Source organism: Citrobacter sp. 21OH12SH02A-Citro, assembly GCF_027919895.1.
Taxonomy (GTDB): Bacteria; Pseudomonadota; Gammaproteobacteria; order Enterobacterales; family Enterobacteriaceae; genus Citrobacter; species Citrobacter braakii.
The window spans coordinates 3,389,542-3,412,669 of the sequence record NZ_CP114801.1 but is presented as its reverse complement, the minus strand read 5'-3'; the positions used below and the strand labels follow the sequence as shown (position 1 = coordinate 3,412,669).

Annotated in this window: 23 protein-coding genes; 12 read left to right on the top strand and 11 right to left on the bottom strand. The window is 51.6% G+C overall.

The features are described 5' to 3' along the window. Window position 1 precedes the first annotated feature (1 nt). From entH to O6D90_RS16640, 3 genes are all read left to right on the top strand, one after another. Window positions 2-415 carry a proofreading thioesterase EntH gene (gene entH / locus O6D90_RS16650; RefSeq protein WP_029139447.1) on the top strand — a complete coding sequence of 138 codons (414 nt, stop codon included), beginning with the start codon at window positions 2-4 and terminating at the stop codon, window positions 413-415. Window positions 416-600: 185 nt separating this feature from the next. Continuing rightward, complete coding sequence (cstA, locus tag O6D90_RS16645; RefSeq protein ID WP_016152202.1) at window positions 601-2,706, top strand: pyruvate/proton symporter CstA; 2,106 nt, start codon at window positions 601-603, stop codon at window positions 2,704-2,706. Between the two features lie 63 nt (window positions 2,707-2,769). Beyond that, entirely contained in the window at window positions 2,770-2,967 is a 198-nt protein-coding gene (locus tag O6D90_RS16640) for a YbdD/YjiX family protein (RefSeq protein WP_019076244.1), read from the top strand. A 103-nt stretch (window positions 2,968-3,070) separates the two neighbouring features. On the opposite strand, the gene O6D90_RS16635 is transcribed toward O6D90_RS16640, so the two are convergent. Next, window positions 3,071-4,159: an oxidoreductase gene (locus O6D90_RS16635; protein ID WP_016155948.1), complete on the bottom strand. Its 1,089-nt coding sequence runs from the start codon at window positions 4,157-4,159 to the stop codon at window positions 3,071-3,073. Between the two features lie 132 nt (window positions 4,160-4,291). Here O6D90_RS16635 and O6D90_RS16630 point away from each other — a divergent pair, with 132 nt between their 5' ends. Then, entirely contained in the window at window positions 4,292-5,452 is a 1,161-nt protein-coding gene (locus O6D90_RS16630; protein ID WP_016155949.1) for a pyridoxal phosphate-dependent aminotransferase, read from the top strand. Here the strand turns inward: O6D90_RS16630 and O6D90_RS16625 are convergent, their stop codons facing one another. The 4 genes from O6D90_RS16625 to dsbG form a co-directional block, all read right to left on the bottom strand. After that, the gene (locus tag O6D90_RS16625) at window positions 5,453-6,070 is read right to left on the bottom strand and encodes an IbrB-like domain-containing protein (protein ID WP_016155950.1); all 618 of its coding nucleotides are present in this window, start codon (window positions 6,068-6,070) and stop codon (window positions 5,453-5,455) included. Continuing rightward, window positions 6,055-7,278, bottom strand: coding sequence for a phosphoadenosine phosphosulfate reductase (locus O6D90_RS16620; protein WP_016155951.1), 1,224 nt, complete (start codon window positions 7,276-7,278; stop codon window positions 6,055-6,057). Before O6D90_RS16620 ends, O6D90_RS16625 begins: the two co-directional genes overlap by 16 nt. A gap of 149 nt (window positions 7,279-7,427) precedes the next feature. Continuing rightward, window positions 7,428-8,348, bottom strand: a complete 921-nt coding sequence (citR, locus tag O6D90_RS16615; RefSeq protein ID WP_016155952.1) for a DNA-binding transcriptional repressor CitR — start codon at window positions 8,346-8,348, stop codon at window positions 7,428-7,430. A gap of 204 nt (window positions 8,349-8,552) precedes the next feature. After that, the gene (gene dsbG / locus O6D90_RS16610; RefSeq protein WP_016155953.1) at window positions 8,553-9,299 is read right to left on the bottom strand and encodes a thiol:disulfide interchange protein DsbG; all 747 of its coding nucleotides are present in this window, start codon (window positions 9,297-9,299) and stop codon (window positions 8,553-8,555) included. A 374-nt stretch (window positions 9,300-9,673) separates the two neighbouring features. Here dsbG and ahpC point away from each other — a divergent pair, with 374 nt between their 5' ends. From ahpC to O6D90_RS16580, 6 genes are all read left to right on the top strand, one after another. Further along, on the top strand, window positions 9,674-10,237 hold the full coding sequence (gene ahpC / locus O6D90_RS16605) for an alkyl hydroperoxide reductase subunit C (protein ID WP_218731469.1): 564 nt from the start codon (window positions 9,674-9,676) through the stop codon (window positions 10,235-10,237). 154 nt (window positions 10,238-10,391) lie between these two features. Further along, on the top strand, window positions 10,392-11,957 hold the full coding sequence (ahpF, locus tag O6D90_RS16600; RefSeq protein ID WP_271143129.1) for an alkyl hydroperoxide reductase subunit F: 1,566 nt from the start codon (window positions 10,392-10,394) through the stop codon (window positions 11,955-11,957). Window positions 11,958-12,180: 223 nt separating this feature from the next. After that, the gene (locus O6D90_RS16595; RefSeq protein WP_016155954.1) at window positions 12,181-12,735 is read left to right on the top strand and encodes a TorD/DmsD family molecular chaperone; all 555 of its coding nucleotides are present in this window, start codon (window positions 12,181-12,183) and stop codon (window positions 12,733-12,735) included. Next, a complete protein-coding gene (locus O6D90_RS16590) occupies window positions 12,732-15,008 on the top strand; it encodes a molybdopterin-dependent oxidoreductase (protein ID WP_016155955.1) in 2,277 nt (758 codons plus the stop codon). The genes O6D90_RS16595 and O6D90_RS16590 overlap by 4 nt, the downstream gene beginning before the upstream one ends. Beyond that, window positions 15,005-15,562 carry a 4Fe-4S dicluster domain-containing protein gene (locus O6D90_RS16585; RefSeq protein ID WP_016155956.1) on the top strand — a complete coding sequence of 186 codons (558 nt, stop codon included), beginning with the start codon at window positions 15,005-15,007 and terminating at the stop codon, window positions 15,560-15,562. Before O6D90_RS16590 ends, O6D90_RS16585 begins: the two co-directional genes overlap by 4 nt. After that, window positions 15,562-16,329: a dimethyl sulfoxide reductase anchor subunit family protein gene (locus tag O6D90_RS16580; protein ID WP_016155957.1), complete on the top strand. Its 768-nt coding sequence runs from the start codon at window positions 15,562-15,564 to the stop codon at window positions 16,327-16,329. Before O6D90_RS16585 ends, O6D90_RS16580 begins: the two co-directional genes overlap by 1 nt. Window positions 16,330-16,398: 69 nt before the next feature. On the opposite strand, the gene uspG is transcribed toward O6D90_RS16580, so the two are convergent. Next, window positions 16,399-16,827 carry a universal stress protein UspG gene (gene uspG / locus O6D90_RS16575; protein ID WP_016152215.1) on the bottom strand — a complete coding sequence of 143 codons (429 nt, stop codon included), beginning with the start codon at window positions 16,825-16,827 and terminating at the stop codon, window positions 16,399-16,401. A gap of 187 nt (window positions 16,828-17,014) precedes the next feature. Then, window positions 17,015-17,425: a nucleoside diphosphate kinase regulator gene (gene rnk, locus O6D90_RS16570; protein WP_005120853.1), complete on the bottom strand. Its 411-nt coding sequence runs from the start codon at window positions 17,423-17,425 to the stop codon at window positions 17,015-17,017. A gap of 275 nt (window positions 17,426-17,700) precedes the next feature. Between rnk and O6D90_RS16565 the strand changes: the two genes are divergently transcribed. After that, on the top strand, window positions 17,701-18,531 hold the full coding sequence (locus tag O6D90_RS16565) for an alpha/beta fold hydrolase (RefSeq protein ID WP_016152216.1): 831 nt from the start codon (window positions 17,701-17,703) through the stop codon (window positions 18,529-18,531). 96 nt (window positions 18,532-18,627) lie between these two features. After that, the gene (locus O6D90_RS16560) at window positions 18,628-19,251 is read left to right on the top strand and encodes a flavin reductase family protein (RefSeq protein WP_016155958.1); all 624 of its coding nucleotides are present in this window, start codon (window positions 18,628-18,630) and stop codon (window positions 19,249-19,251) included. 41 nt (window positions 19,252-19,292) lie between these two features. Here the strand turns inward: O6D90_RS16560 and rna are convergent, their stop codons facing one another. From rna to citX, 4 genes are all read right to left on the bottom strand, one after another. Continuing rightward, a complete protein-coding gene (gene rna / locus O6D90_RS16555; RefSeq protein WP_016155959.1) occupies window positions 19,293-20,099 on the bottom strand; it encodes a ribonuclease I in 807 nt (268 codons plus the stop codon). Window positions 20,100-20,209: 110 nt separating this feature from the next. Then, window positions 20,210-21,673, bottom strand: a complete 1,464-nt coding sequence (citT, locus tag O6D90_RS16550; RefSeq protein ID WP_016152219.1) for a citrate/succinate antiporter CitT — start codon at window positions 21,671-21,673, stop codon at window positions 20,210-20,212. 25 nt (window positions 21,674-21,698) lie between these two features. Then, a complete protein-coding gene (citG, locus tag O6D90_RS16545) occupies window positions 21,699-22,604 on the bottom strand; it encodes a triphosphoribosyl-dephospho-CoA synthase CitG (RefSeq protein WP_016152220.1) in 906 nt (301 codons plus the stop codon). Then, window positions 22,573-23,127: a citrate lyase holo-[acyl-carrier protein] synthase gene (citX, locus tag O6D90_RS16540; RefSeq protein ID WP_016155960.1), complete on the bottom strand. Its 555-nt coding sequence runs from the start codon at window positions 23,125-23,127 to the stop codon at window positions 22,573-22,575. Before citX ends, citG begins: the two co-directional genes overlap by 32 nt. Between the last annotated feature and the right edge of the window lies 1 nt (window position 23,128).

Sequence of the window (23,128 nt, the reverse complement as noted above, 5' to 3'; positions counted from 1 at the left end):
GATGATCTGGAAACGTCATTTAACGCTGGATGAACTGAATGCCACCAGTCAGAACACGATGGTGGCGCATTTAGGCATGGTCTATACCCGACTGGGGGATGATGTGCTGGAAGCCGAAATGCCGGTGGATAGCCGGACGCATCAGCCGTTTGGTCTGCTGCACGGCGGCGCGTCGGCGGCCCTGGCGGAAACATTGGGTTCGATGGCGGGTTATCTGATGACTCGCGACGGGCAGTGTGTGGTGGGTACGGAACTGAACGCCACGCACCATCGGGCGGTTGCGCAGGGGAAAGTGCGCGGCGTTTGCCAGCCGTTGCACCTCGGGCGTCAGAGTCAAAGCTGGGAAATCGTCATCTTTGATGAGCAGGGACGACGCTGTTGCACCTGTCGTTTAGGCACTGCGGTGATGGGGTGAAGTCGCCCGACAAAGTAAAATGAAATTGCAGGGTTAACGGCTAAATGAAGTGATCCAGTTAACAATGCAATGTAAATACTCAGTGATACTTCGGGTTTACATGGTTGTCAGGTTGTTAAATTCAGAAAAGATGTTATAGAAACAAAATGTAACATCTCTCTGACCAGGACAACGGAAAACCAAGTATGAATAAATCAGGGAAGTACCTCGTCTGGACAGTGCTCTCCGTTATGGGAGCATTTGCCCTCGGCTATATCGCATTAAATCGTGGCGAACAGATCAACGCGTTGTGGATAGTCGTGGCGTCGGTCTGTGTCTACCTTATCGCTTACCGTTTCTACGGCCTGTACATCGCGAAAAATGTACTGGCGCTGGACCCGACGCGTATGACGCCAGCTGTGCGTCATAACGATGGTCTGGACTATGTTCCTACCGATAAAAAAGTGCTGTTTGGCCACCATTTCGCGGCGATTGCTGGAGCGGGTCCATTAGTTGGACCGGTGCTGGCGGCGCAAATGGGCTATCTGCCGGGTATGATCTGGCTGCTTGCCGGGGTGGTACTGGCGGGGGCGGTGCAGGACTTTATGGTGCTGTTTGTTTCTACCCGTCGCGATGGGCGTTCCCTTGGCGAACTGGTGAAAGAAGAGATGGGCCCAACGGCGGGTGTCATTGCGCTGGTGGCCTGTTTTATGATCATGGTGATTATCCTCGCGGTACTGGCGATGATCGTCGTGAAAGCGCTGACCCACAGCCCGTGGGGAACCTACACCGTCGCCTTTACTATCCCGCTGGCGATCTTCATGGGGATTTACCTGCGTTATCTGCGCCCGGGCCGCATTGGTGAAGTGTCGGTCATCGGTCTGGTATTCCTGGTGTTTGCTATTATTTCCGGCGGCTGGGTGGCTGAAAGCCCGACCTGGGCACCGTACTTTGACTTTACCGGCGTACAGTTGACCTGGATGCTGGTGGGATACGGCTTTGTCGCCGCCGTACTGCCGGTGTGGCTGCTGCTGGCGCCGCGTGATTATCTCTCTACCTTCCTGAAAATCGGTACCATTGTTGGTCTGGCGGTAGGGATTCTGATCATGCGTCCGACGCTGACCATGCCTGCGCTGACCAAGTTTGTTGACGGTACAGGCCCGGTCTGGAGCGGTAACCTGTTCCCGTTCCTGTTTATTACCATCGCCTGCGGTGCGGTCTCTGGTTTCCACGCGCTGATTGCCTCCGGCACCACGCCGAAGATGCTGGCGAATGAAGGTCAGGCCTGTTTTATTGGATACGGCGGGATGCTGATGGAATCCTTTGTCGCCATTATGGCGCTGGTGGCGGCCTGCGTTATCGACCCGGGCGTCTACTTTGCGATGAACAGCCCGATGGCTGTACTGGCACCTGCCGGAACCACCGATGTGGTTGCGTCAGCGGCACAGGTTGTGAGCAGTTGGGGCTTTGTTATCACGCCTGATACGCTGCATCAGATTGCGAACGATGTCGGCGAACAATCCATTATTTCCCGCGCAGGCGGTGCGCCGACGCTGGCGGTGGGCATGGCGTATATTCTGCATGGTGCACTGGGCGGAATGATGGATGTGGCGTTCTGGTATCACTTCGCCATTCTGTTTGAAGCCCTGTTTATTCTGACGGCGGTAGACGCCGGTACGCGTGCCGCACGCTTTATGCTGCAGGATCTGCTGGGCGTGGTGTCACCGGGTCTGAAACGTACCGATTCGTTGCCTGCGAACCTGCTGGCAACGGCGCTGTGCGTGCTGGCCTGGGGTTACTTCTTGCACCAGGGCGTGGTGGATCCATTGGGTGGTATTAATACCCTGTGGCCACTGTTTGGTATCGCCAACCAGATGCTGGCCGGTATGGCGTTGATGCTTTGCGCGGTGGTGCTGTTCAAGATGAAACGTCAGCGCTACGCGTGGGTGGCGCTGGTGCCAACGGCCTGGCTGCTGATTTGTACCCTGACCGCCGGCTGGCAGAAAGCGTTTAGCCCGGATGCGAAAATTGGCTTCCTCGCCATCGCTAACAAGTTCCAGGCGATGATCGACAGCGGAAATATTCCGGCGCAGTACACTCAGTCGCAGCTGACGCAGTTGGTGTTTAACAACCGCCTGGATGCGGGTCTCACTATCTTCTTTATGGTAGTCGTTGTGGTGCTGGGTCTGTTCTCCATCAAAACTGCACTGGCAGCACTGAAAGAGGACAAACCTACGTCGAAAGAAACGCCATACGAACCGATGCCTGAGAATGTCGAAGAGATCGTGGCGCAGGCGAAAGGCGCGCACTAATATTCTCTTAACCAACGAGCCCTCTCCTGAATGGGGAGGGCGTTTGTTCGACAGGGAACCACTATGTTTGAAACGCTCTCTAAAGCCGGGAAGTATTTAGGTCAAACCGCCCGATTAATGATAGGTGTGCCGGATTACGACAACTATGTTGAGCATATGCGCGTCACGCATCCGGACCTGACGCCAATGACCTACGAAGAATTTTTCCGCGAACGTCAGGATGCGCGCTACGGGGGAAAAGGCGGCGCGCGCTGCTGTTAATGCTCTTCATCATTCAAGCTGCAGGCGTGTTCACTCTGGTCACTTACCTTTGTAAGTTCCAGGGTTTCGCTGCGTTGCTGCCATCAGGCATCCCACACCATAATCACACCGTAAACGATTCTACTTTTTCGAACGCTGCGCGCAGCGTCTGTGGCGTTAACGTTACCGGCAGCGCATGAATGGACTCCACCGGGCGCAGGGTGTGCGCAATCACGTTGTCGATTTCAGCGCGGTTGTTGATGTCCACGTCCAGTTGAGCCAACCGGGTTGGCAGGTTGAAGCGCTGATAGGCAGTAATTAACTGCGCCAGTACATCATCTTGTCCCAGCAGCGCGCTCTGCACCAGTATGCCGTACGCCACTTTGGTGCCATGCAAAAACTTCTCCGTTTGCGGGAGCACGGTCAGGCCATTATGTACCGAATGCGCCGCCGCCACGCGGGTGTAGCGCTCACCCAGACCGCCGACCATGCCGCCTCCGGCAATAATTGCATCCACTACATCGCAAAACGTGCGGCTTAACGTACCTTGTTGCTTATCGACCAGCGCCTGCTCGCTGCTTTCCAACAGGACGTCGCGGATCGTCTGCGCAGCATGGATACCCAGACGTACGGTCAGAGGCAGGTTTTCCGGCTCAGGTGCGAGCACGACTGCCTCGTACCATTTCGCCAGCGTGTCGCCGATCCCCGCCAGTAAGTATTCTTCAGGCGCATTGAGAACGATCTCTGGCTCGACCAGCACGAGGAAATTGGCGTCAGCGAAAATTTCGAAATGCAGCGCCTGGCCTGCATCGTTGTACCAGACGGAGAGCGGTGTCCATGCGGCGCAGGTCGCTGCGATAGTAGGAATACCGACAAAAGGCAGACCCAGACGACGAGCCAGCGCTTTGGCCGTGTCGAGCAATGTCCCGCCGCCCACACCAATCACCACGCTGCGATTCTCTCCTGACTCTTTTGCCAGTTGAGTAACATCGGTTTCACTGCAATGTCCCGTAAACAGCAGGTGTCTGGCATCGGCAAGATGAAATGCCTCAGGCAGATAAGGGCGGGCCGCGTCGATGGCGCGTTCACCGTAAACCCAGACGGCGCGTGAGAGTTGCTCTGCGGTGAAAAAATCGTTGAGTCTTGACAGGCTGCCGGGATGGGAAAAATAGTTGGCCGGGCCGGTGACGACGCGAATCTCGGTATTACTCATGTTGTGTTGTCCTTTTGGCTGTCCTGTCAATGCAGGTTATTTTTATATAGACGTCTGAACGTCTTGATTGCCAAATACTAGCATCGTGCTATAGTGGCTTCAACCACAACATCACCCGCTGGGATAACAATAATGAGTAATAACCCGCTGATTCCGCAAAGCAAACTGCCTAATCTTGGCACCACTATCTTCACGCAAATGAGCGCGCTGGCGCAGCAGCATCAGGCCATTAACCTCTCGCAGGGATTTCCTGATTTTGACGGGCCACTTTTTTTGCAGGAACGTCTGGCGTATCACGTCGCGCATGGCGCAAACCAGTATGCGCCGATGACGGGCGTACAGCCGCTGCGCGAAGCCATTGCGGATAAAACCGCGCAGTTGTACGGCTATAAACCTGATGCGAATAGTGAAGTGACCGTGACGGCGGGGGCCACAGAAGCGCTGTTCGCCGCAATTACGGCGCTGGTGCGTCCTGGCGATGAGGTGATTTGTTTTGACCCGAGCTACGACAGCTATGCGCCCGCGGTCGAATTATCCGGCGGCGTAGTTAAACGTATCGCGCTGCAACCGCCGTCTTTTCGCGTCGACTGGCAGGAATTTAGCGCTGTACTCAGCGAACGTACCCGACTGGTGATCCTTAACACGCCGCACAACCCTTCCGCCACCGTATGGCATCACGCCGATTTTGATGCCCTGTGGCAGGTAATTAAAGAACGTGAGATCTTTGTCATCAGCGACGAAGTTTATGAGCACATTTGCTTCGCCGGACAAGGACATGCCAGCGTGCTGGCGCATTCACACCTGCGCGAACGCGCCGTTGCCGTTTCATCGTTTGGGAAGACCTACCATATGACCGGCTGGAAAGTCGGCTACTGCGTTGCGCCTGCCGCCATTAGCGCTGAATTACGCAAGGTACACCAGTATCTGACGTTCTCAGTGAATACGCCGGCTCAGCTGGCGCTGGCGGATATGCTGCGGGAGGATCCAACACACTATCGTGAGTTGCCAGCCTTTTATCAGAAAAAACGCGATGTGTTGGTGAACGCGCTGCGTGACAGCCGGCTGGAAATTTTACCGTGTGAAGGCACCTATTTTCTGCTGGTCGATTACAGTGCCGTCTCCACGCTTAACGACGTTGAGTTTTGCCAGTGGCTGACCAAAGAAGTGGGCGTTGCCGCGATCCCGTTGTCGGTTTTCTGCGCCGATCCTTTCCCGCATAAGCTGATTCGCCTATGTTTTGCCAAGCAAGAATCGACGCTGCTGGCGGCAGCCGAACGTTTGGTCGCGCTGTAGTTATTTTACTGTCCAGGCTTTGGAGAAGCGACGGTCGGCAAATAACTCTTGCAGACCGTTAATTTGTTTCAGACGTAAAACCTCATCGTCGTCCATACCTAACTCTTTACTGATTTTCTCTTCGCTCCATCCCAGGAGCGATAATTCACGAACGATTTCCGACATGGCATGAATTTTATGCCGCCCACGGGCACGGTTATGACGAATTGTCGCTGCCATGCGTTCATGGCGTTCACGCTGTAAACAGGTGACCGGCAGGTAGCCATGCAGGCGTGATTTCAGCGACGGTTTGCTTTTACCTAGCTCATGACGGTGGAAACCATCGACAATTTCGTATTCTTCCGCCGTGGAGTGAACTACCACGATGGGCTGCGTGAATCCGTCTGCTTCGAGGGATTTCTGCAGCAGTTTTTTCTCCGGAGGCGCAACGTTATTGGGGTTATAGTCATTGGGTGAGATATGCTCATTTTTAATCCATAGTACACAATCTACTGGCTCTTCGCGAAAAGGGCTGACGCTGTGGATAGCCATTCTGAATTGGTTGATTGCTTCAATTCGTTCTTCTTCTGACAGCCCAGAAAGAAAACCAGTGAGTTCTTGAGTTAGTCGGTGTTGCATAAGATTCCCCATTGCTGGCGTTTTATTTTCATGCGTTCATTATAACGTTGGTAGTTTTTGGGTTTTGTGGGGCTGAATGACAGCGCCCGGCACCAGTAGTCGTTATTCAGCAGGACTTTACAGATACGCCGCCACGACGGAATATCCGCTGAGCCAATATCTTTTTCCTGAGTTTGCGGGATATTGTCCATGCCCTTTTTCTTATACCACTGCAAATAGATGGCGATTTTATTGCGATAATGCTCAGCGGTCTTTTCCGGCATGCTATTGAGTAGCAGCATGGCGTATTCCTGCCAGTTTAAATGTTCGGGTTTTAATATTTTGCGGTGCCCGTAAAAATGGTTGTCCTGACCGGCATAAATTCCGCCACTTTTTACACCGCTGACACGGGCACACATGGCTGCCCAGCGCTCGGGTTCAATGACGTGATATAGCCATAATCCCTGACGCTGTTCCGGGCCAAAGGGCTCACAAATACGCATGTAACGTGTTGGGACACCGGCCTGATACATGAGATTGTATAAGGGATTGCACGACATTCTGGTTTTTGCGAACCAGGTCCAGATATCGGCAGTTTTCCAGTCATAAATCGGGTAAATATACCAGGTATGCCCGCCGGGGGCGCTGGTGGTCCAGGGTTTATCATCGGCAAAGCGCTGCTTTTGCGAATTGGCAATGGCGACAAAACGATTATATGACTCATCGGCGCGGATCCCGACCATCATGCCGGCTGGACGTTTCTCTGAATACCAGTCAGCGAACTCGCGAACAAATTGTTCAAAGGTCATGCCGGGTTGATAGAAGGAGAAATACTCTGGATCGGTTATGGCATCCGTGGGAGGCTGGCGAACCCACGGAGTACCTGGTTCCCAACACTGCCATTCTGGCTGAAATTGAGAGAGGGAATTCTGGGTGGTGAGCGGTAAAGCCACCCAATAAAAGCGCTCGATGACATCAGAATAACGTGCACGAAGCGCCTCAACATAATCAATAGTGCAGGAAAACTGGGCTTCCCAGTCGATAAATAGTACATCAATTTTTTTATGCAGTTGGCGTGCAAGCATAGCTGTCAGATGTAACATCAGTCCTGAATCTTTCCCGCCGGAGAAAGAGACACAAACCCGAGGCAGAGTTTCCAGCGCCCAGGTTATGCGCTCCAGAGCGGCGTCCAGCACGTTTTGAGCAAGCGGGATTTTATAAATAGACATATTAAGCTCATATCAGAATTATTATTCAAAACAATAACAAATGCTGACAATAAGATATGCTAATTTTTTTCAGGTGCAACGTTTTAATACATTCATGGTTGTTTTGAATTGCCTTTATTCATAAAAATATAAAATGAATAGCTAAAGCTCTATTTGTTAGTCCTCTGGTCATTTTTATCATTTATTTTATTAATTAAATTAACGAAGCCAGTATTGTTGAGTGATGCTCTGTTATACATCAAAAATAAATTTATTTTTGGTAAGGGGATATCGATACAGATCTCTTTTAAATTAAATGAGCCGGTATATTGTTCGTAAACATCCCTTGGTAGCAGACCTATGATATCTGTGTTTGAAATAATATTAATGATCGTTATTAATGAGTCGCTGCGGAAACCAATATCTCGATTAGCCAGCAAGGCGCTGGTTTTTTGCCAGTATTCTTTAACGCCAGGGTCTTCAGAGATAAGTTGCGTGAACTGTTCTTTTAATATTGTTTCAAGCGTGCTTTCTCCATTAATTCTTGGATGGTTTTTGTTGCAAACTAATATTGTTTCAGCAGTTTTAAATGGTGAGCATATTATCGAGCGATTACTCACTGGGGCGGTAGCAATGACTAAATCTGCTTTTCTGTAAGCCAACAGATTTTCCGTACTTTCAGCAGTGATGAGTATGTTATGGTGCTCAATTTCGACATGTGAGTCTTCTCTGAGAAAATGAATAACTTCCTCGATGTTGATAATGGTTGGCAGTTGTGGACAGTAAATAATGAATTTTTTCTTCAGACTGGAGTTATTCATGATGTTTATTGTCTGCTCCAGACTGTTGAGGTTTTTCTCAAGATGATGATGGAGGTTAATCCCCATAATCGTTGGCGTTAGGCCTTTTCCGGAGCGGATAAACAGTGGGTCATTAAATTGTGTGCGTAGCCGTTGCAGTGACTGGCTAACGGCAGAGGGGGTAATATACAAAGTTTCAGCAGCTTTAGTGATACTCAAATGTTGATAAATACACTCAAAGATAACCAACAGATTGAGATCGAACTTTTTGAGGTCATAGAGGTTAGCCATGCATACCTTCCTGTGATGGTCATGTTTTGAAAGATTTAATTTTGAAATATTTTAAGTTGTGATTATTCTTGTGATTTATGTTTGTGTGCTTAATGAATTATTAATTTAAACTAAAATAGCACATATTGCATAATTTTGACCAAAAAAGTTAATTTAAATGAGTGATTGACATGAAAATGATAACAACCACTCATTTTGTTACTTTTATTTATTACCCATGATAATGTTTAATTTCTCCTTATCCGGCAAGCCGACTTCCTGTTGTAACGTATCGTCTTTACTCATGTAATAGATAGCCGGCGTGACGTTGGCGCCTAAATCATCCATCAACTTTTGATTGATATTCAATACCTTCATCTGCTCCGGTGAAATGGAGGTCGGGATTTCTAGCTTCATATTCCCACCAGATGCCTCATAGTCATGCCAGGTCTTGGCCGGATCTTTTGCGGCCAGAATCGCAGCGGCGGTAGCCGGGCTTTCGGGTTTAATTACGCCAACCAGTATTGTGCGCAACTGAACTTTACCTGAGTCTACCCACGGGCGAGCCTTTTGCCAGAACTGTTTGCAATAGGGACAGAAGGGATCGGCAAACACATAGACAATGACTGGAGCCTCTTTTTTCCCGTCCAGAATCCAGGATGTTTTTTCCATTCGCTGCCACATTTCGCGTCCGGCAGGGGCGTAGATCTCTTTTTCTATCAGCGTATTACTGAGGTTTTCACCTTTTTCGTTATACATATAACCGGAAATGGCGTGTTTGCCGTCAGGCGTAACATAGATAGTAACGCCCATATCCTGGTATTTTCCCAGGTAGCCCTTCATTCCACCCGGCGCGTCGAAGGGTTTGAGAATAGTAATGCCCTGTTTCTCAATAGCTTTAACGGGGGCAGGAAGTTCTTCGGCGTGCACCACGGCAGGAAGCAGGGTTAAGAGTAAGGTACGTTTAAACATTGATTTTCCTTATAAAATCAGAAGGAAAGGGGGCTAAGTTGCAAAACCTATCGCAGCCATAGGTAAGATCGACCGTCTGTCGATTGCCCTTTCTTGAGTGGGGTGATGTAATCCCAATCGCTGTTACGACCTTTGTTAAGGTAATGTAGAGCGCAACACATAGCCAGCCCTGCTGGTACTGACGTTACCTGCGGGTAGCTCGGGTAATGAGGCTCCCTGCAAAGGGGGCCTTTTTTACTTTTATCTTTAGGTTCACAACATGAGTTTGAGTGGGTTGTTAGTTAACGCTTATTGATTTGATAAAGGAAACGCATTAGCCCTGCGAAGAGATTTTCGTTAACTTATCTCTCAACGAAAACACGGAGGAAGTACAGATGTCTTTGATTAATACCAAAATTAAACCTTTCAAAAACCAGGCGTTCAAAAACGGTGAGTTCATCGAAGTAACCGAGAAAGATACCGAAGGTCGCTGGAGCGTCTTCTTCTTCTACCCGGCTGACTTTACTTTCGTTTGCCCGACCGAGCTGGGTGATGTGGCTGACCACTACGAAGAACTGCAGAAACTGGGCGTAGATGTCTATTCCGTATCTACTGACACCCACTTCACCCACAAAGCATGGCACAGCAGCTCTGACACCATCGCGAAAATCAAATACGCGATGATCGGCGACCCGACTGGCGCCCTGACCCGTAACTTCGACAACATGCGTGAAGATGAAGGTCTGGCTGACCGCGCAACCTTCGTTGTAGACCCGCAGGGTATCATCCAGGGAATCGAAGTTACCGCTGAAGGTATCGGCCGTGATGCGTCTGACCTGCTGCGTAAAATTAAAGCCGCACAGTACGTTGCCTCTCACCCAGGTGAAGTTTGCCCGGCGAAATGGAAAGAAGGCGAAGCGACCCTGGCTCCATCCTTAGATCTGGTCGGTAAGATTTAAGTCGCATAATTTGTGGGCCGGATAAACGCAGTGCATCCGGCCATTCCACAGGCGCAGTTTGCGCCTGTTTCATTCCAGCACCATGACGCAAGTTGCATTAATGCAGTCCCGCAAAGTCGGCTTGCATGATGATGTTTTCAGAGAGGGAAGAAGAATGCTCGACACAAACATGAAAACCCAGCTCAAGGCTTATCTTGAGAAACTGACCAAACCTGTTGAGCTGATTGCTACGCTGGATGACAGCGCTAAATCGGCAGAAATCAAGGAACTGCTGACTGAAATTGCTGAACTGTCAGAAAAAGTCACCTTTAAAGAAGACAATACTCTGGCGGTACGCAAGCCATCGTTCCTGATCACCAATCCAGGTTCTCACCAGGGGCCGCGCTTTGCCGGTTCTCCGCTGGGCCATGAGTTTACCTCCCTGGTGCTGGCGCTGCTGTGGACCGGTGGTCATCCGTCAAAAGAGGCGCAGGCGTTGCTGGAGCAGATCCGCGATCTCGACGGTGATTTTGAGTTTGAAACCTATTATTCGCTTTCCTGTCATAACTGTCCGGACGTGGTACAGGCGCTGAACCTGATGTCGGTACTGAATCCACGCATCAAGCATACGGCGATTGACGGCGGTACATTCCAGAACGAAATTACCGATCGCAACGTGATGGGCGTTCCGGCGGTGTATATGAACGGCAAAGAGTTCGGTCAGGGGCGTATGACGCTGACTGAGATCGTGGCGAAAGTAGATAGCGGCGCAGAAAAACGTGCGGCACAAGAGCTGAACAAACGTGATGCTTATGACGTGCTGATTGTCGGTTCCGGTCCTGCGGGGGCGGCAGCGGCAGTGTACTCTGCACGTAAAGGTATTCGCACCGGTCTGATGGGCGAACGTTTTGGCGGTCAGGTTCTTGATACCGTTGATATTGAAAACTACATCTCGGTACCGAAAACCGAAGGCCAGAAACTGGCGGGCGCGCTGAAAGCACACGTTGATGACTATGATGTTGATGTGATCGACAGCCAGAGCGCAAGTAAACTGGTTCCGGCGGCGCAGGAAGGCGGTTTGCATCAGATTGAAACGGCATCCGGCGCGGTGCTCAAAGCACGCAGCATTATCATTGCCACCGGTGCGAAATGGCGCAACATGAACGTTCCGGGCGAAGATCAGTATCGCACCAAAGGCGTAACCTATTGCCCGCACTGCGATGGCCCGCTGTTCAAAGGCAAGCGCGTTGCGGTGATTGGTGGCGGCAACTCCGGTGTTGAAGCTGCTATTGACCTGGCAGGCATTGTTGAACATGTGACGCTGCTGGAGTTCGCACCTGAAATGAAAGCTGATCAGGTGCTGCAGAATAAGCTTCGCAGTCTGAAAAACGTCGATATTATTCTGAATGCGCAAACGACAGAAGTGAAAGGCGATGGCAACAAAGTCACCGGCCTGGAGTATCGTGACCGCGTGAGTGGCGACGTTCACAGTGTGGAACTGGCGGGTATCTTTGTACAGATAGGTCTGCTGCCAAACACCAACTGGCTGGAAGGTGCCGTCGAGCGTAATCGCATGGGTGAAATCATCATCGATGCCAAGTGCGAAACCAGCGTGAAGGGGGTTTTCGCCGCTGGTGACTGCACCACCGTACCGTATAAGCAGATCATCATCGCGACCGGTGAAGGCGCGAAGGCCTCATTGAGTTCGTTTGATTATCTGATTCGCACGACAGTAGCATAAAAAAAGTAAGACACACCTGCAATGCCAAAACCGTCAGCCATCCGCTGGCGGTTTTTTATTTCCACGCTTTCAGATTGTCAATTCTTGAAACAATAAACCGCATAACACATTCATTTAATGAGTCTGACCATTAGTTTCATCAAAGAAAGATGAGGCGTTTTCTTTATTATATCAACCTGCATTACGTTTTCATTTGTTTTATGAATAAATGGTTGGTTAATTCATGGGTGAAATATATGAAACCCTGACGATCTTTGAATCGACAGGGTTATTGTTGCGTGATTTTTTTATTTCTCACGATAGTCACACGCTGAAAGCGGCTTATTCAGCTCTGGAAGCACATGCCTCGAGGCTAACAGAACAGGAGTGGTTGGACGCGGAGTACGACTTCAATGCGCTATTTGTTGGGCCACAGACGTTAAAGGCTGCGCCGTTCGCTTCGGTTTATCTCGAAGAAGATGCCCTCGTAATGGGTAAATCAACTTTGAGCATTCGGGAATTCATGGCAAATATAGGTTTATCTATAAACCACAAAAATAATATACCGGATGATCATATTTCATGTGTATTGGAATTGGCGGTTTTATTATCGGCTAATGCCAGAACATCAGCTAAATACCAGGTCGCCTTCACTCGGTATGTAAGTGAGTATATATCGCTGTGGGTGCCCGAGTATATCGAAAAAATAAATATAAATGCACAAACCGCCACGCTGAAAACCGTAGCGGGAAGGTTGTCTTCTTGGCTTAATGAATTAAACACGAGAGTATCAATATGAGTAATGAACCGGGAGTTCTGAACAGACGTTCATTTTTGAAAGGGTTAGTTGCCCTTGGAACCGTGGCTGCCCTGCCTGGGGGGTTGCTGACTTCACGCTGCGCATTGGCGCAACCGCCCATTCCGTTTAACCCTAAAACTTACAAAATTTCTCGCAACGCCTGTCCGCGTAACTGCTATGACACCTGTAGCCTGAAAACCTGGGTGAAGGATGACGTCATTACCTTTGTGGAAGGCGCGCCTGAGTCAACGTTTACGCATGGAACACCCTGTGTAAAAGGTCTGACTTATCCTCGCCGGGTGTATAGCCCGGATCGCATTAAATATCCGATGGTTCAGGATGTTCGCGGCAGCGGTAACTGGCGTCGTATCTCCTGGGACGAAGCAATGCAGCGCATTGCGACCAAGATGCTGGAGATTAAAAAGAAAGACGGCTCAATGCTGGGGCTGGCGCTGTCAAAATACTCAGGCAACCTTGGGGTGATGGGTTATGCCGTTGAAGGGATGATGTCTTCGCTGGGTTACACCACCCGTTTTGCCGGGACACCTTGCTGGCCAGCCGGTATCGACGCCCAGAACTATGATATGGGGGATATGTGGTGTAACGACCCGGAAGATTTTGTAAAAGCAAAATATATCATCATCTGGGGCGCGAATCCGGCCTGGTGCTCTATGCACACTATGAAATACATCTATCAGGCGCGGGAGAAAGGCGCAAAAGTTGTCGTTATCGATCCGCTGTTAACGCAGACCGCCGCGAAAGCCGATCTTTATTTACGTGTTCGCCCAGGCTCAGATGGCGCTCTGGCGCTGGGCATGGCGCGTCACCTGGTGGATAAAGGTTTAGTTGATCAGGATTTCGTCAATAACTATTCCCACGGATACCCGGAATTCGAAGCTTATCTGCGCAGCAGTGTGACCGTCGAGTGGGCCGCTGAAATTTGCGGTCTGTCGGCGGATGCCATTCGCCAGTTAGCGGAAGAGTTTACGGCGGTTAATCCTGCCACCGTGTGGATTGGCTACGGCATGCAGCGCCATGTTAACGGCGGCGCTAACGTACGGGCGATCGATGCCTTTGTGGCAATGACCGGCAATATTGGTATTGAGGGCGGCGGTGCCCGCTACGGTCATCTGCAGACATGGGGTTATAACTACCATGGAATGATGCAGAAGCCTCCTGCAGGTTCTGTCGGAATAAAAGGCGCAGGTGGTCCGGTGGGTGAGTTTGTCAGCGATAGCGGTGAGAAGAGCGAATACTCCGATCGTGCGCTGAATATCAACCAGACGGCGCAAGGGATTCTGGACGCCAGTGAACCACCGGTACGGATGCTGTGGGTGGCCTCTAAAAACCCGTTTGCTCAGGATTTCGACCGCAACAAGATGATCAAAGCGTTTGATAAACTGGAAATGGTGGTTTGTGTCGACCAGTTCTTCAACGAAACCGTCCAACATGCGGATATCGTGCTGCCTGTCACTACCACCTTTGAACAATGGGATGTCTCTTCGTCTTATTGGCACTACTGGTTATCCGTCAACGAGCCGGCTATCAAACCGCTGTATGAGTGCAAGAGCGATCCGGAAATCGCGGCGCTGCTGTCCAAAACCATCAATAAACTGGAACCCGGTTCATGTACCTTCCCGCAGGCGTTTGATGCTAAACGCTGGTTGGATCAGGAATTTAATGAGGGGATGGGGAAACAGTTTGGCATTGCGGGCTGGGATGACCTGCTGGAAGGACCACGCAAAGCAAAAATGGTCAGCACCGCGGCCTGGTACGATCGCAAGTTCAAAACGCCGTCAGGCAAGTACGAGTTCAAATCAGAACGTTGTGCGGAAAATGGTCACACGGCTTTGCCGGAATATAAAGCGGGTGCACAGGGTGCGCTGCCGTTCCACCTGTTTACACCTCATCTTCAGTACGGTCTGCACTCGCAGTTTGTCAATCTGGACTGGATGCAGGTTTTCTGGCCAGAACCCTTTGTTTATATCCACCCGCTTGCTGCACAGAAAAAGGGCATCACTGAGGGCGCTCACGTCAAAGTCTTCAACGAGGTGGGCCATGTTGAGTTGCGAGCCAAAATTACCACTAATGTGCCGGAAGATTTTCTTGTGATGTACGAATCCTGGTTCAACAAGCTTAGTTACAACGTACAGAATGTGGTCAAAGATACGCCCGCCGATATGGGAAAAATGGCGACAGGCGCGCCCGGTGCGGCCATACACAGTCAATTTGTAGATATTACTCTGTCAGGAAATGAAGGAGCTGCGGCATGAGACGCGCGTTTTTAGTCAATAGCGATAAGTGCATCGGCTGCCGTGGCTGTGCGATGGCGTGTAAGAGTTTTAATCAGCTGGAGCCTGAACGTTTCTGGCGCTATGTCTACCCGCTGGATAAAGAAATTTACCCGCATGAGGAGCGAGCGTTCTACTCGCTGGCCTGTAACCATTGCGAAAATCCGGCCTGCCTGGCGGCTTGTCCGGTAGAGGCGTACACCAAACGCGAGGATGGTGTTGTGGTGCATAATCCGGAACGTTGTATCGGATGCAAAAACTGTATCCGCAATTGCCCATACGGTGCGCCGCGCTTTAATGAAGAGACGAAAAAAGCGGAAAAATGCAGCATGTGCTACGAGCGTCTCGATGTCGGTATGCAGCCGGCGTGCGTGAGTGCCTGCCCGGTAGGCGCCCTGACGCTTATCGATCTGGATGCCGATCCGATCCCTAACAATGCCGTACAGTATCCGCCGGGATTCCCACGTATGCCGCAGCTTAATCCTGGCACACGTTTTATCCTCGCGCGTCAACCGAAGCAAGCGGAGGGCAAGTAATGGAAAAGTATGAATTCCCTCTGGTTATTTTTACCGTATTGAGCCAGATGTCGGTTGGTATAACGTTCATTCTGACGCTGCGCACGCTGCAAGGGAAACTGGAAAGCAAGCGCCTGTACTGGCTGGTAAGCGGGCTGGTTCTGGCGGCTGCTTCCGTGGCGGCGGTATTGCACCTTGCGCATCCGGATCGCGCCTACAATGCCCTGATTAACCTCCAGCATGCCTGGCTGAGCCGTGAGATTCTCGGCGCAACTTTATACGGCGCGGCGGTGGGCGTGACGTTTTTGGCAAAAGGGCACAGAGCGCCGGCTGTTCTGGCCTCTGTTCTCGGGATCGCGCTGGTGGCGGTACAGGGGATGACCTATGCCGCCCCGGCGATGGTGGCGATCGCCAACGGTCTGACGATGCTGCTGTTCTTCATCACGGTGTGGGTTATGGGTTGTGCGGCGATTCCGCTGCTTAACCTTGCGCCTGCCGTTGCCGCATTGCGCCAGGGGATTGTCGTTTGTATGGCGGTCATGATTGCCGCGCCCATTATCTGGCTAAGCGGTGGCACCATCATGCAGATGACGGCGCATGCCTGGCTGACGTCGCCGCTTTATCTGGCAAGTCTGGTGTGTCTGGCGGTGGCCTTTGTCCTCAGCCGCCAGGGCGAGCGTCGTGCAAAAGCGCTCTTTGTCCTGCTGTTTGTTGGCGTATTCCTGAGTCGTCTGACGTTCTTTGGCGATACGGTTAGTACCATCGTGAATATCGGTCATTTGTACTGATCGTCAGGCAATAAAAACCCCTGTCAGGCATTAACCTGGCAGGGGTTTTCTTTAGCAAATTAGAGGCTATTAACGTACAACCAGCACTGGCAGAGTAGCGTGGCGAACAACGCTGGAAGCGTTTGAGCCGAGCAGATGAGTGCTGATTGATGGGTTGCGCGATCCAATGACGACCACATCTGCATTCAACTCTTCACCCAACTCGTTGACGACGTCACGTACGCTGCCAAAGCGGACGTGTTGTTTAATACGGGAAGGATCGATGCTGAAGTGACCGACCATCGTTTGCAGACGAGTTTCCGCTTCGTGTTGTAGATGCTCTTCAAAACGACGGACATCGGCTGCAAAGCGGTGCAGGCTTAAGCTTGCTGAGCCTGGCAGCACATGCAGCAGATGAATAACCCCGTTTTCCTGTGCCAGAAATTCTGCATGGCGAATAGCCTTGTCGCTCAGTTCCATTTCGAATACATCAACAGGCATTATGATTGTGTTGTACATAAACATTCTCCTTGTCATTACATGAACACATATCAGCATAGTATTAAAAATGATTCTGTCAGTCACGACACAGATTTATGTTTTGCGAACAGGAGATAAGGTGAGGGTCAGGAGTTGGGGGCTAACCGGAAAGAGGATGCGGATGCATCCCCTGTAAGATAAAGCGAGTGGCTTTGATAAGACAGAGTTAGCGCAGGTAGTCGCCTGCAGCTTCAGGTTGGTACTCAAGCTCGATGACTTCGAGGTGTGTTGAGGTCCCGCCTGGTAGTTCCCAGTGAATGGTGTCGCCAACGCGCAGGCCCAGAAGTGCAGCGCCAACAGGTGCCATTACCGAAAGCTGTGTGCTGCTGTCAGTCATATTGGCCGGATACACCAGGGTACGCACACGGACTTCGCCATCACTCAGATTGCGGAATTTCACGCGGCTGTTCATGGTCACGACATCGTGCGGCATGGTTTCTGGTGAACACATTTGGGCACGATCCAGCTCGGCGTTCAGGGCGTCGGCAATCGGTAAACCAGCAAACGCAGGTTGCTCCAACAGGCGGTCAATGCGTTCCGCATCGAGGTCGTTAATGATGATAGTTGGTCTGGACATTTGTTACTCCATGTCGTCGATACTGCGGGTGCGCAGGTAAATAATCCCAAAAGAAAACCCTCACCGTCAGGCGGCAAGGGTTTAGCTTTTATGATGATACTGAGACTTACCCCTGGTTTGAAGTGATTTAGTTCACATTCAGGCAAATCATCAATATTGTTGCGTATGGTGTGATTTTAGCCGAAAAACGCGATCGTTCTCCAATTTGCATTATGCTTTTTAAGCGCTCGCTGCGGGCGCGTCAAACAACTCAGTGTTCCGCGACAGGAGATCTCATGAGCCAGTACGACAAACTTACCTTGAAAGACGGCAGCTATTTGCATTTTAAAGATTGGGGAAGTGGGCAGCCTATTGTCTTTAGCCATGGCTGGCCGCTGACGGCAGATGCGTTTGAAGATCAGATGCTGTTCCTTGGGTCGAAAGGATTTCGGGTGATCGCCCATGACAGGCGCGGGCATGGGCGTTCAGCCCAACCCTGGGATGGTCACAATATGGATCAGTATGCTGACGATCTGGCTGAACTTACCGCGCATCTCAATCTTAAAGATGCCGTACATGTCGGACACTCTACCGGGGGCGGGGAAGTGGCGAGGTACATTGGTCGCCATGGAACGCAGCGGGTAGCCAAAGCGGTGTTAATCGGCGCGGTGACGCCCATAATGATCAAGACCGACTTTAACCCAAATGGTGTGCCGAAAGAGGTGTTTGATGGCATCCGTGAGGGAGTGATAAACGATCGCGCTGCCTTCTTCTATGAACTGACCGCTGCATTCTATGGCTACAACCGCCCGGGCGTAAATGCGTCGAAAGCCGTTCGTGAAAGCTTTGTTGAACAGGGCTTACAAGGTTCCATCAAAGCGTTGTACGACTGTATTCACGCGTTTTCAGAAACTGACCTGCGTGAGGATCTCAAAAAGATGACTATCCCGACGCTGGTGATCCATGGTGATGACGATCAGATTGTCCCGTTTGAAACCTGCGGAAAGGTTGCGGCGGAAATACTGCCGGACGCGCAGTTGAAGGTGTATGTTGGCGGTTCGCATGGCATTTGCACTACCCATAAACAACAGATCAACGGCGATCTGCTCAACTTTATTCAATCGTAATCTTTAGCGGATTGTTCTACGCTGATCTTCTTTTTCCAGGGAGATGAGCGAAGCATAATTTGTGCTGCGCTGATGTTAACTTCAACAGAGAACGCTATGTATTTCTATCAACCATCACAAGGACACGGCTTACCGCATGACCCGCTGAATGCCATCATTGGACCGCGCCCTATTGGCTGGATTGCCTCCCGCGACAGCGACGGTCGGCATAACCTTGCACCGTACAGTTTCTTTAACTGCTTTAATTATCATCCGCCGATTATCGGTTTCGCCAGTAGCGGCTGGAAAGATAGCGTGCAGAATATTATCGACACCGGTGAGTTTGTCTGGAATCTGACGACTCTTGAGCTGGCCAGCGCGATGAACGAAACGTCAGCCAGCTTGCCTCACGGCGAAGATGAGTTTTTTGCCGCCGGGCTTAGTAAGGCAGATAGTCGGATAGTCAGCGTGCCGCGGGTGGCGCAAAGCCCGGTCAATTTTGAGTGTCGCTTATCGCAAAGTCTGCAACTGACCACCGCTGATGGTTCGCCTGTTGAAACCTGGCTGGTGCTGGGAGAAGTGGTGGGTATCCATATTGATGAAACGCTACTGGAAGGCGGCATCTACCAGACGGCGAAAGCAAAACCGGTACTGCGTGCGGGCGGGCCAACGGCGTATTATTCGATCAGTGAAACACACCGCTTTGATTTAGTTCGCCCGGATGCTCGTTCAAAACGCTAACCATATGGACCGACGCCAGCTTGCCGCGCCGGTCGTTATTTTCAGTATCCCACTTTGTCGATAATAAACTGTTTACCGCAGTTACCCGGATGCGGTTGCGGTAAGAATGACTGTGCGGATAACGTCTGGTTAATGGTGTCGGCTTTCAGGGACAACTGGATTTCTGTGAGATAGGCCGGATTGCCGTGGCAGCTTAGCTTCACGGCTTTAACGTTCTCTCTGCCCCAGCTTTTAGCGACGGCGGCGTCAAATGCGCTGCGGCTGACGGTTTTGCCGTAGTTTTCCGCGAGGAATTTGCCAGCCTCGCTGTTCTTAACCTCATTATTCATCCGTACCATCGTGCCGAAGTATGCGTCGGGATCAAAACCGAAACAGGCGCCATGTTTGGCATATTCGTAACGTTCCAGACAGGATCTCCCGCCAGCACCGGGCATTACGGCACTGAGTTTTGCCGCGCTTTCCAGCGACAGGCCCGTTTCGGGAGCCGCGCATTTACGGCTGGCGCGCGCTTCAGGCAGGTTGGGAATAGGGCGAGTCGCGCAGCCAAAGCGCATCCAGCGGCGGTTGTCTACTCCACGGGCGGCGATGGATTTTGGCAGGCTGGGCCATAAACCGTGAACGGTCAGGAAATCTGCTTTATCCGCGCTCTCTTTTTGCAGACGACATTCGGCGGGCTCTTGACGATTTCTCTCGTGTTGGCTCTGACAAAATCCGGTTTGCCAGGAGAGGGCCAGCACGTAGCTGTCAAAATCAGCGTACTGTTTTGCCTGAAGTTCATCGGCCTGAGCTACAGAAACTGGGAGCAGAAGTGCTGCCAGCAGCGAAGAATAACGCCATGTTGATGTCATGATGATTTCGGATACTTATATAAATTTTGAATATCATCTATTTAATCATAAAAAATGCCAGTCAGGTTTAGCTGACTGGCATCATTTTCATCAGGCGGGAACCCGAATGATTAGCTCCACATTGCCAGAATCGGCCAGCCGACCAGCAGAAGCATAGAGATGTAGATAACGCCGAAGATAGCACCCAGACGCCAGTAGTCTTTGGACTTCACATAACCGCAGCCGTAAATAATAACGCCAGGGCCAGTTGCATACGGAGTCAGACAGCCCATGATACCGATGGACAGTACCAGCAGGATACACAGGTGTTCCATCGGAACGCCCGGGATGCCTTTGCCGACGGCCAGAATAACCGGCAGCATGGTGGCGGTGTGTGCGGAAAGGCTGGCAAACAGGTAGTGAGCAAAATAGAACACCAGCACCAGAACGATCACGGTCGCGTTAGGCGAGAAGCCTTCCAGGTGCGAGCTCATCGTGTTGGCGAACCAGTCGATGAAGCCTGAACGGGTTAAACCATTCGCCATAACGACCAGCGTGGCGAGGTTAACCAGGGTGTTCCATGCGCTGTTATAACGGGTGATGTCTTTCCACGGGACAACGTGCAGCGCCAGCATCAGCGAGACTGCCAGCAGACCCACAGCGGTCGCATCAATCAGTTTACCGCCAAAGACCCACAGACCCAGGCTGAGCAGAACCAGACCGATCAGGGTCAGCTCTTTACGCGTCAGTTTACCCATGGTTTTCAGTTCATCACCAGCCCACGCGGCAACTTCAGCACTGTGAGTAACTTCTGGCTTGTAAAGAACATAGGACAGCCACGGAGCAACGATCAGCAAAATAATACCAACCGGCAGGAAGCTGAGGAACCATTGCAACCAGCTGATTTGAATACCGGCAATTTTATTGACGAATTCCAGACCCAGCACGTTAGGTGCAGCACCGGTAACGAACATAGAGGAGCTCAGGCTGGTACTGATTACCATCATCCACATCAGATATCCGCCGATACGGCGCGCGGACGGATCGTTCGGGAATGATTTAAACAGCGGCGGCAGGTTTTTGATAACCGGGAATACGGTACCACCGGTACGCGCGGTGTTGGACGGTGTAAACGGCGCCAGCAGAATGTCGATGATGACAATCGCGTAGCCCAGCGTCAGGGTGCGCTTACCCATGAATTTTACCAGGAACAGCGCGATACGACGACCCAGACCGGTGACTTCATAGCCCAGCGCGAAGATAAACGCGCCAAACACCAACCACACGGTAGTGCTGGAGAAGCCTGCCAGACCCCATTTCAGCGCTTGCTTACCCGCTTTAAACGCCGGGTCTGCCAGCTCTGAAGCATCAAACAGCAGATAGTTGCTGCCGATGACGCAGATCGTTACGGCGATAAAGCTTATCGCTGTTGCCGGGATTGGCTCCAGGATCATCCCGACAATCATTGCCACGAAAACGGCAAAATAGTGCCAGGCCTGCGGGGGCATTCCATCAGGGACAGGGATAAGAAACATTACGCCCATTACGACCAATGGGGCCAGTAATTTCCATATTTTATCTTTTGCTAAAGACATGTGTGTGATTCTCCGGAAAGGATCTTTAATTGTGATAATGATGAACTTGTGAAATCTGAGCTAAGAACCAGGTGACGATCAGCAGATCGGCGCAGCCTCCTGGGCTGAGGTTGCGTTCAATGCACTGTTGGTCGAACTGGCGCAGGTATTCGAGATCGGCAGGGGTGCGAATCCCCCCTTGCTGCAATAGAGTTGTGGCCTGCTGCTGTAGCCAGCGCAGACCTTCTGCGCCGCCACGTGAAGCCACGTTGGTGTCGCCATTGATAGACATCAGCAGCAATAACGTGTCGAGTAGCGCCAGTTCAGGATCGCGGCCCTGAGTCAGCAGTGCGCGGTAGTGCGGCAGGGCATGCTGGATGACTAGCGGGTATCCCGCTTCGGCTTCGCCCCGTGCGCCGGTTAATCCCAGTTGTTGATAAAGACGTTGGCCAGCCGTGAGTTGTTGATTGTTCTGGCGCAGTTCGCGCTCGGTCAGGCCACGGCAAAATGTTGCTGCCGTAGAGCAAAGGGTTTCAGCGGTAACAGTCAGTTGGAGCTGGTGCAGGCGGCCAATGGCGGCACACAGCAGCCCCAGTGAAAAGATGCTCCCTTTATGGGTGTTTACCCCCTCGGTGGCGCGAAACATATCGGCTTCGCAGGCCATACCCAGTGGGCGCAGTCCTTTCAACACATCTTCAGGCGACAGCTGTGCGCTAAACGCCCCATATTCAATAAAACGCGGCAGCCAGGCCTGAATTGCCTCAGCGCTGCGATGAAAATCTTCCAGCGCCATATCTTTATGTGCGCCGTTGTTAATACGATCCACCAGACCCGGTTTGGGCGACAGGTTGACTTCAGTCAACATGGCCCGCCACGCAAGCGTTGCGTAAGCGTCAGGCAGATCCAGAGGAAGGACTGCGTTATTGGTTGATGTTGCGGGAATCGGCATCATGCAGCAGTGCCTCCATCTGAGAGAGTAAGTCGGAAAGCGCGTGGGTTTTACCCCGCGCACATTCGGCAGCGCTTTGCTCGCACAGCAGACAGCGGCGGGCAGGGAGTGCGAAATGACGCCGGGACAGAATTTCCCCATCAGGGTTCAGGACATCGATGTCCCATAGCCGTCCCAGCGGATGTGAATGCTCAAGTTCAATCGTGGCGAGCTTGAGATCGTGGGCCGGGGCCTCAATAGACAAAAGACCTTCCGGACCGCTGGCAGAAACCAGCGCCGTTTGCTCCCTGATAATCCAGGTGGATTTTTCCGCCAGCGCGAGCAGGGCGGCTACGCCGTGATTAAAGATGCGACGGGTTAATGCGCTGTCTTTAATCGGACCCGGTGCGACCACGGTAAACGAGACCAGTGGCGCGTGATGACGCGTCAGCCAGGCATGTTGCCTTGCTTGTCTCTCATCCCGGCTGGCGAGCAGCTCAGGAATCGAAACCGCGTGTTGGGTGGCGTGTTCAGGGAGCAGGCGCATG

Excerpts from the sequence above, each read along its gene's own strand:
- entH (WP_029139447.1), top strand. The coding sequence starts at position 2 with ATGATCTGGAAACGTCATTTAACGCTGGATGAACTGAATGCCACCAGT.
- cstA (WP_016152202.1), top strand. The coding sequence starts at position 601 with ATGAATAAATCAGGGAAGTACCTCGTCTGGACAGTGCTCTCCGTTATG.
- O6D90_RS16640 (WP_019076244.1), top strand. The coding sequence starts at position 2,770 with ATGTTTGAAACGCTCTCTAAAGCCGGGAAGTATTTAGGTCAAACCGCC.
- O6D90_RS16635 (WP_016155948.1), bottom strand. The coding sequence starts at position 4,159 with ATGAGTAATACCGAGATTCGCGTCGTCACCGGCCCGGCCAACTATTTT.
- O6D90_RS16630 (WP_016155949.1), top strand. The coding sequence starts at position 4,292 with ATGAGTAATAACCCGCTGATTCCGCAAAGCAAACTGCCTAATCTTGGC.
- O6D90_RS16625 (WP_016155950.1), bottom strand. The coding sequence starts at position 6,070 with ATGCAACACCGACTAACTCAAGAACTCACTGGTTTTCTTTCTGGGCTG.
- O6D90_RS16620 (WP_016155951.1), bottom strand. The coding sequence starts at position 7,278 with ATGTCTATTTATAAAATCCCGCTTGCTCAAAACGTGCTGGACGCCGCT.
- citR (WP_016155952.1), bottom strand. The coding sequence starts at position 8,348 with ATGGCTAACCTCTATGACCTCAAAAAGTTCGATCTCAATCTGTTGGTT.
- dsbG (WP_016155953.1), bottom strand. The coding sequence starts at position 9,299 with ATGTTTAAACGTACCTTACTCTTAACCCTGCTTCCTGCCGTGGTGCAC.
- ahpC (WP_218731469.1), top strand. The coding sequence starts at position 9,674 with ATGTCTTTGATTAATACCAAAATTAAACCTTTCAAAAACCAGGCGTTC.
- ahpF (WP_271143129.1), top strand. The coding sequence starts at position 10,392 with ATGCTCGACACAAACATGAAAACCCAGCTCAAGGCTTATCTTGAGAAA.
- O6D90_RS16595 (WP_016155954.1), top strand. The coding sequence starts at position 12,181 with ATGGGTGAAATATATGAAACCCTGACGATCTTTGAATCGACAGGGTTA.
- O6D90_RS16590 (WP_016155955.1), top strand. The coding sequence starts at position 12,732 with ATGAGTAATGAACCGGGAGTTCTGAACAGACGTTCATTTTTGAAAGGG.
- O6D90_RS16585 (WP_016155956.1), top strand. The coding sequence starts at position 15,005 with ATGAGACGCGCGTTTTTAGTCAATAGCGATAAGTGCATCGGCTGCCGT.
- O6D90_RS16580 (WP_016155957.1), top strand. The coding sequence starts at position 15,562 with ATGGAAAAGTATGAATTCCCTCTGGTTATTTTTACCGTATTGAGCCAG.
- uspG (WP_016152215.1), bottom strand. The coding sequence starts at position 16,827 with ATGTACAACACAATCATAATGCCTGTTGATGTATTCGAAATGGAACTG.
- rnk (WP_005120853.1), bottom strand. The coding sequence starts at position 17,425 with ATGTCCAGACCAACTATCATCATTAACGACCTCGATGCGGAACGCATT.
- O6D90_RS16565 (WP_016152216.1), top strand. The coding sequence starts at position 17,701 with ATGAGCCAGTACGACAAACTTACCTTGAAAGACGGCAGCTATTTGCAT.
- O6D90_RS16560 (WP_016155958.1), top strand. The coding sequence starts at position 18,628 with ATGTATTTCTATCAACCATCACAAGGACACGGCTTACCGCATGACCCG.
- rna (WP_016155959.1), bottom strand. The coding sequence starts at position 20,099 with ATGACATCAACATGGCGTTATTCTTCGCTGCTGGCAGCACTTCTGCTC.
- citT (WP_016152219.1), bottom strand. The coding sequence starts at position 21,673 with ATGTCTTTAGCAAAAGATAAAATATGGAAATTACTGGCCCCATTGGTC.
- citG (WP_016152220.1), bottom strand. The coding sequence starts at position 22,604 with ATGATGCCGATTCCCGCAACATCAACCAATAACGCAGTCCTTCCTCTG.
- citX (WP_016155960.1), bottom strand. The coding sequence starts at position 23,127 with ATGCGCCTGCTCCCTGAACACGCCACCCAACACGCGGTTTCGATTCCT.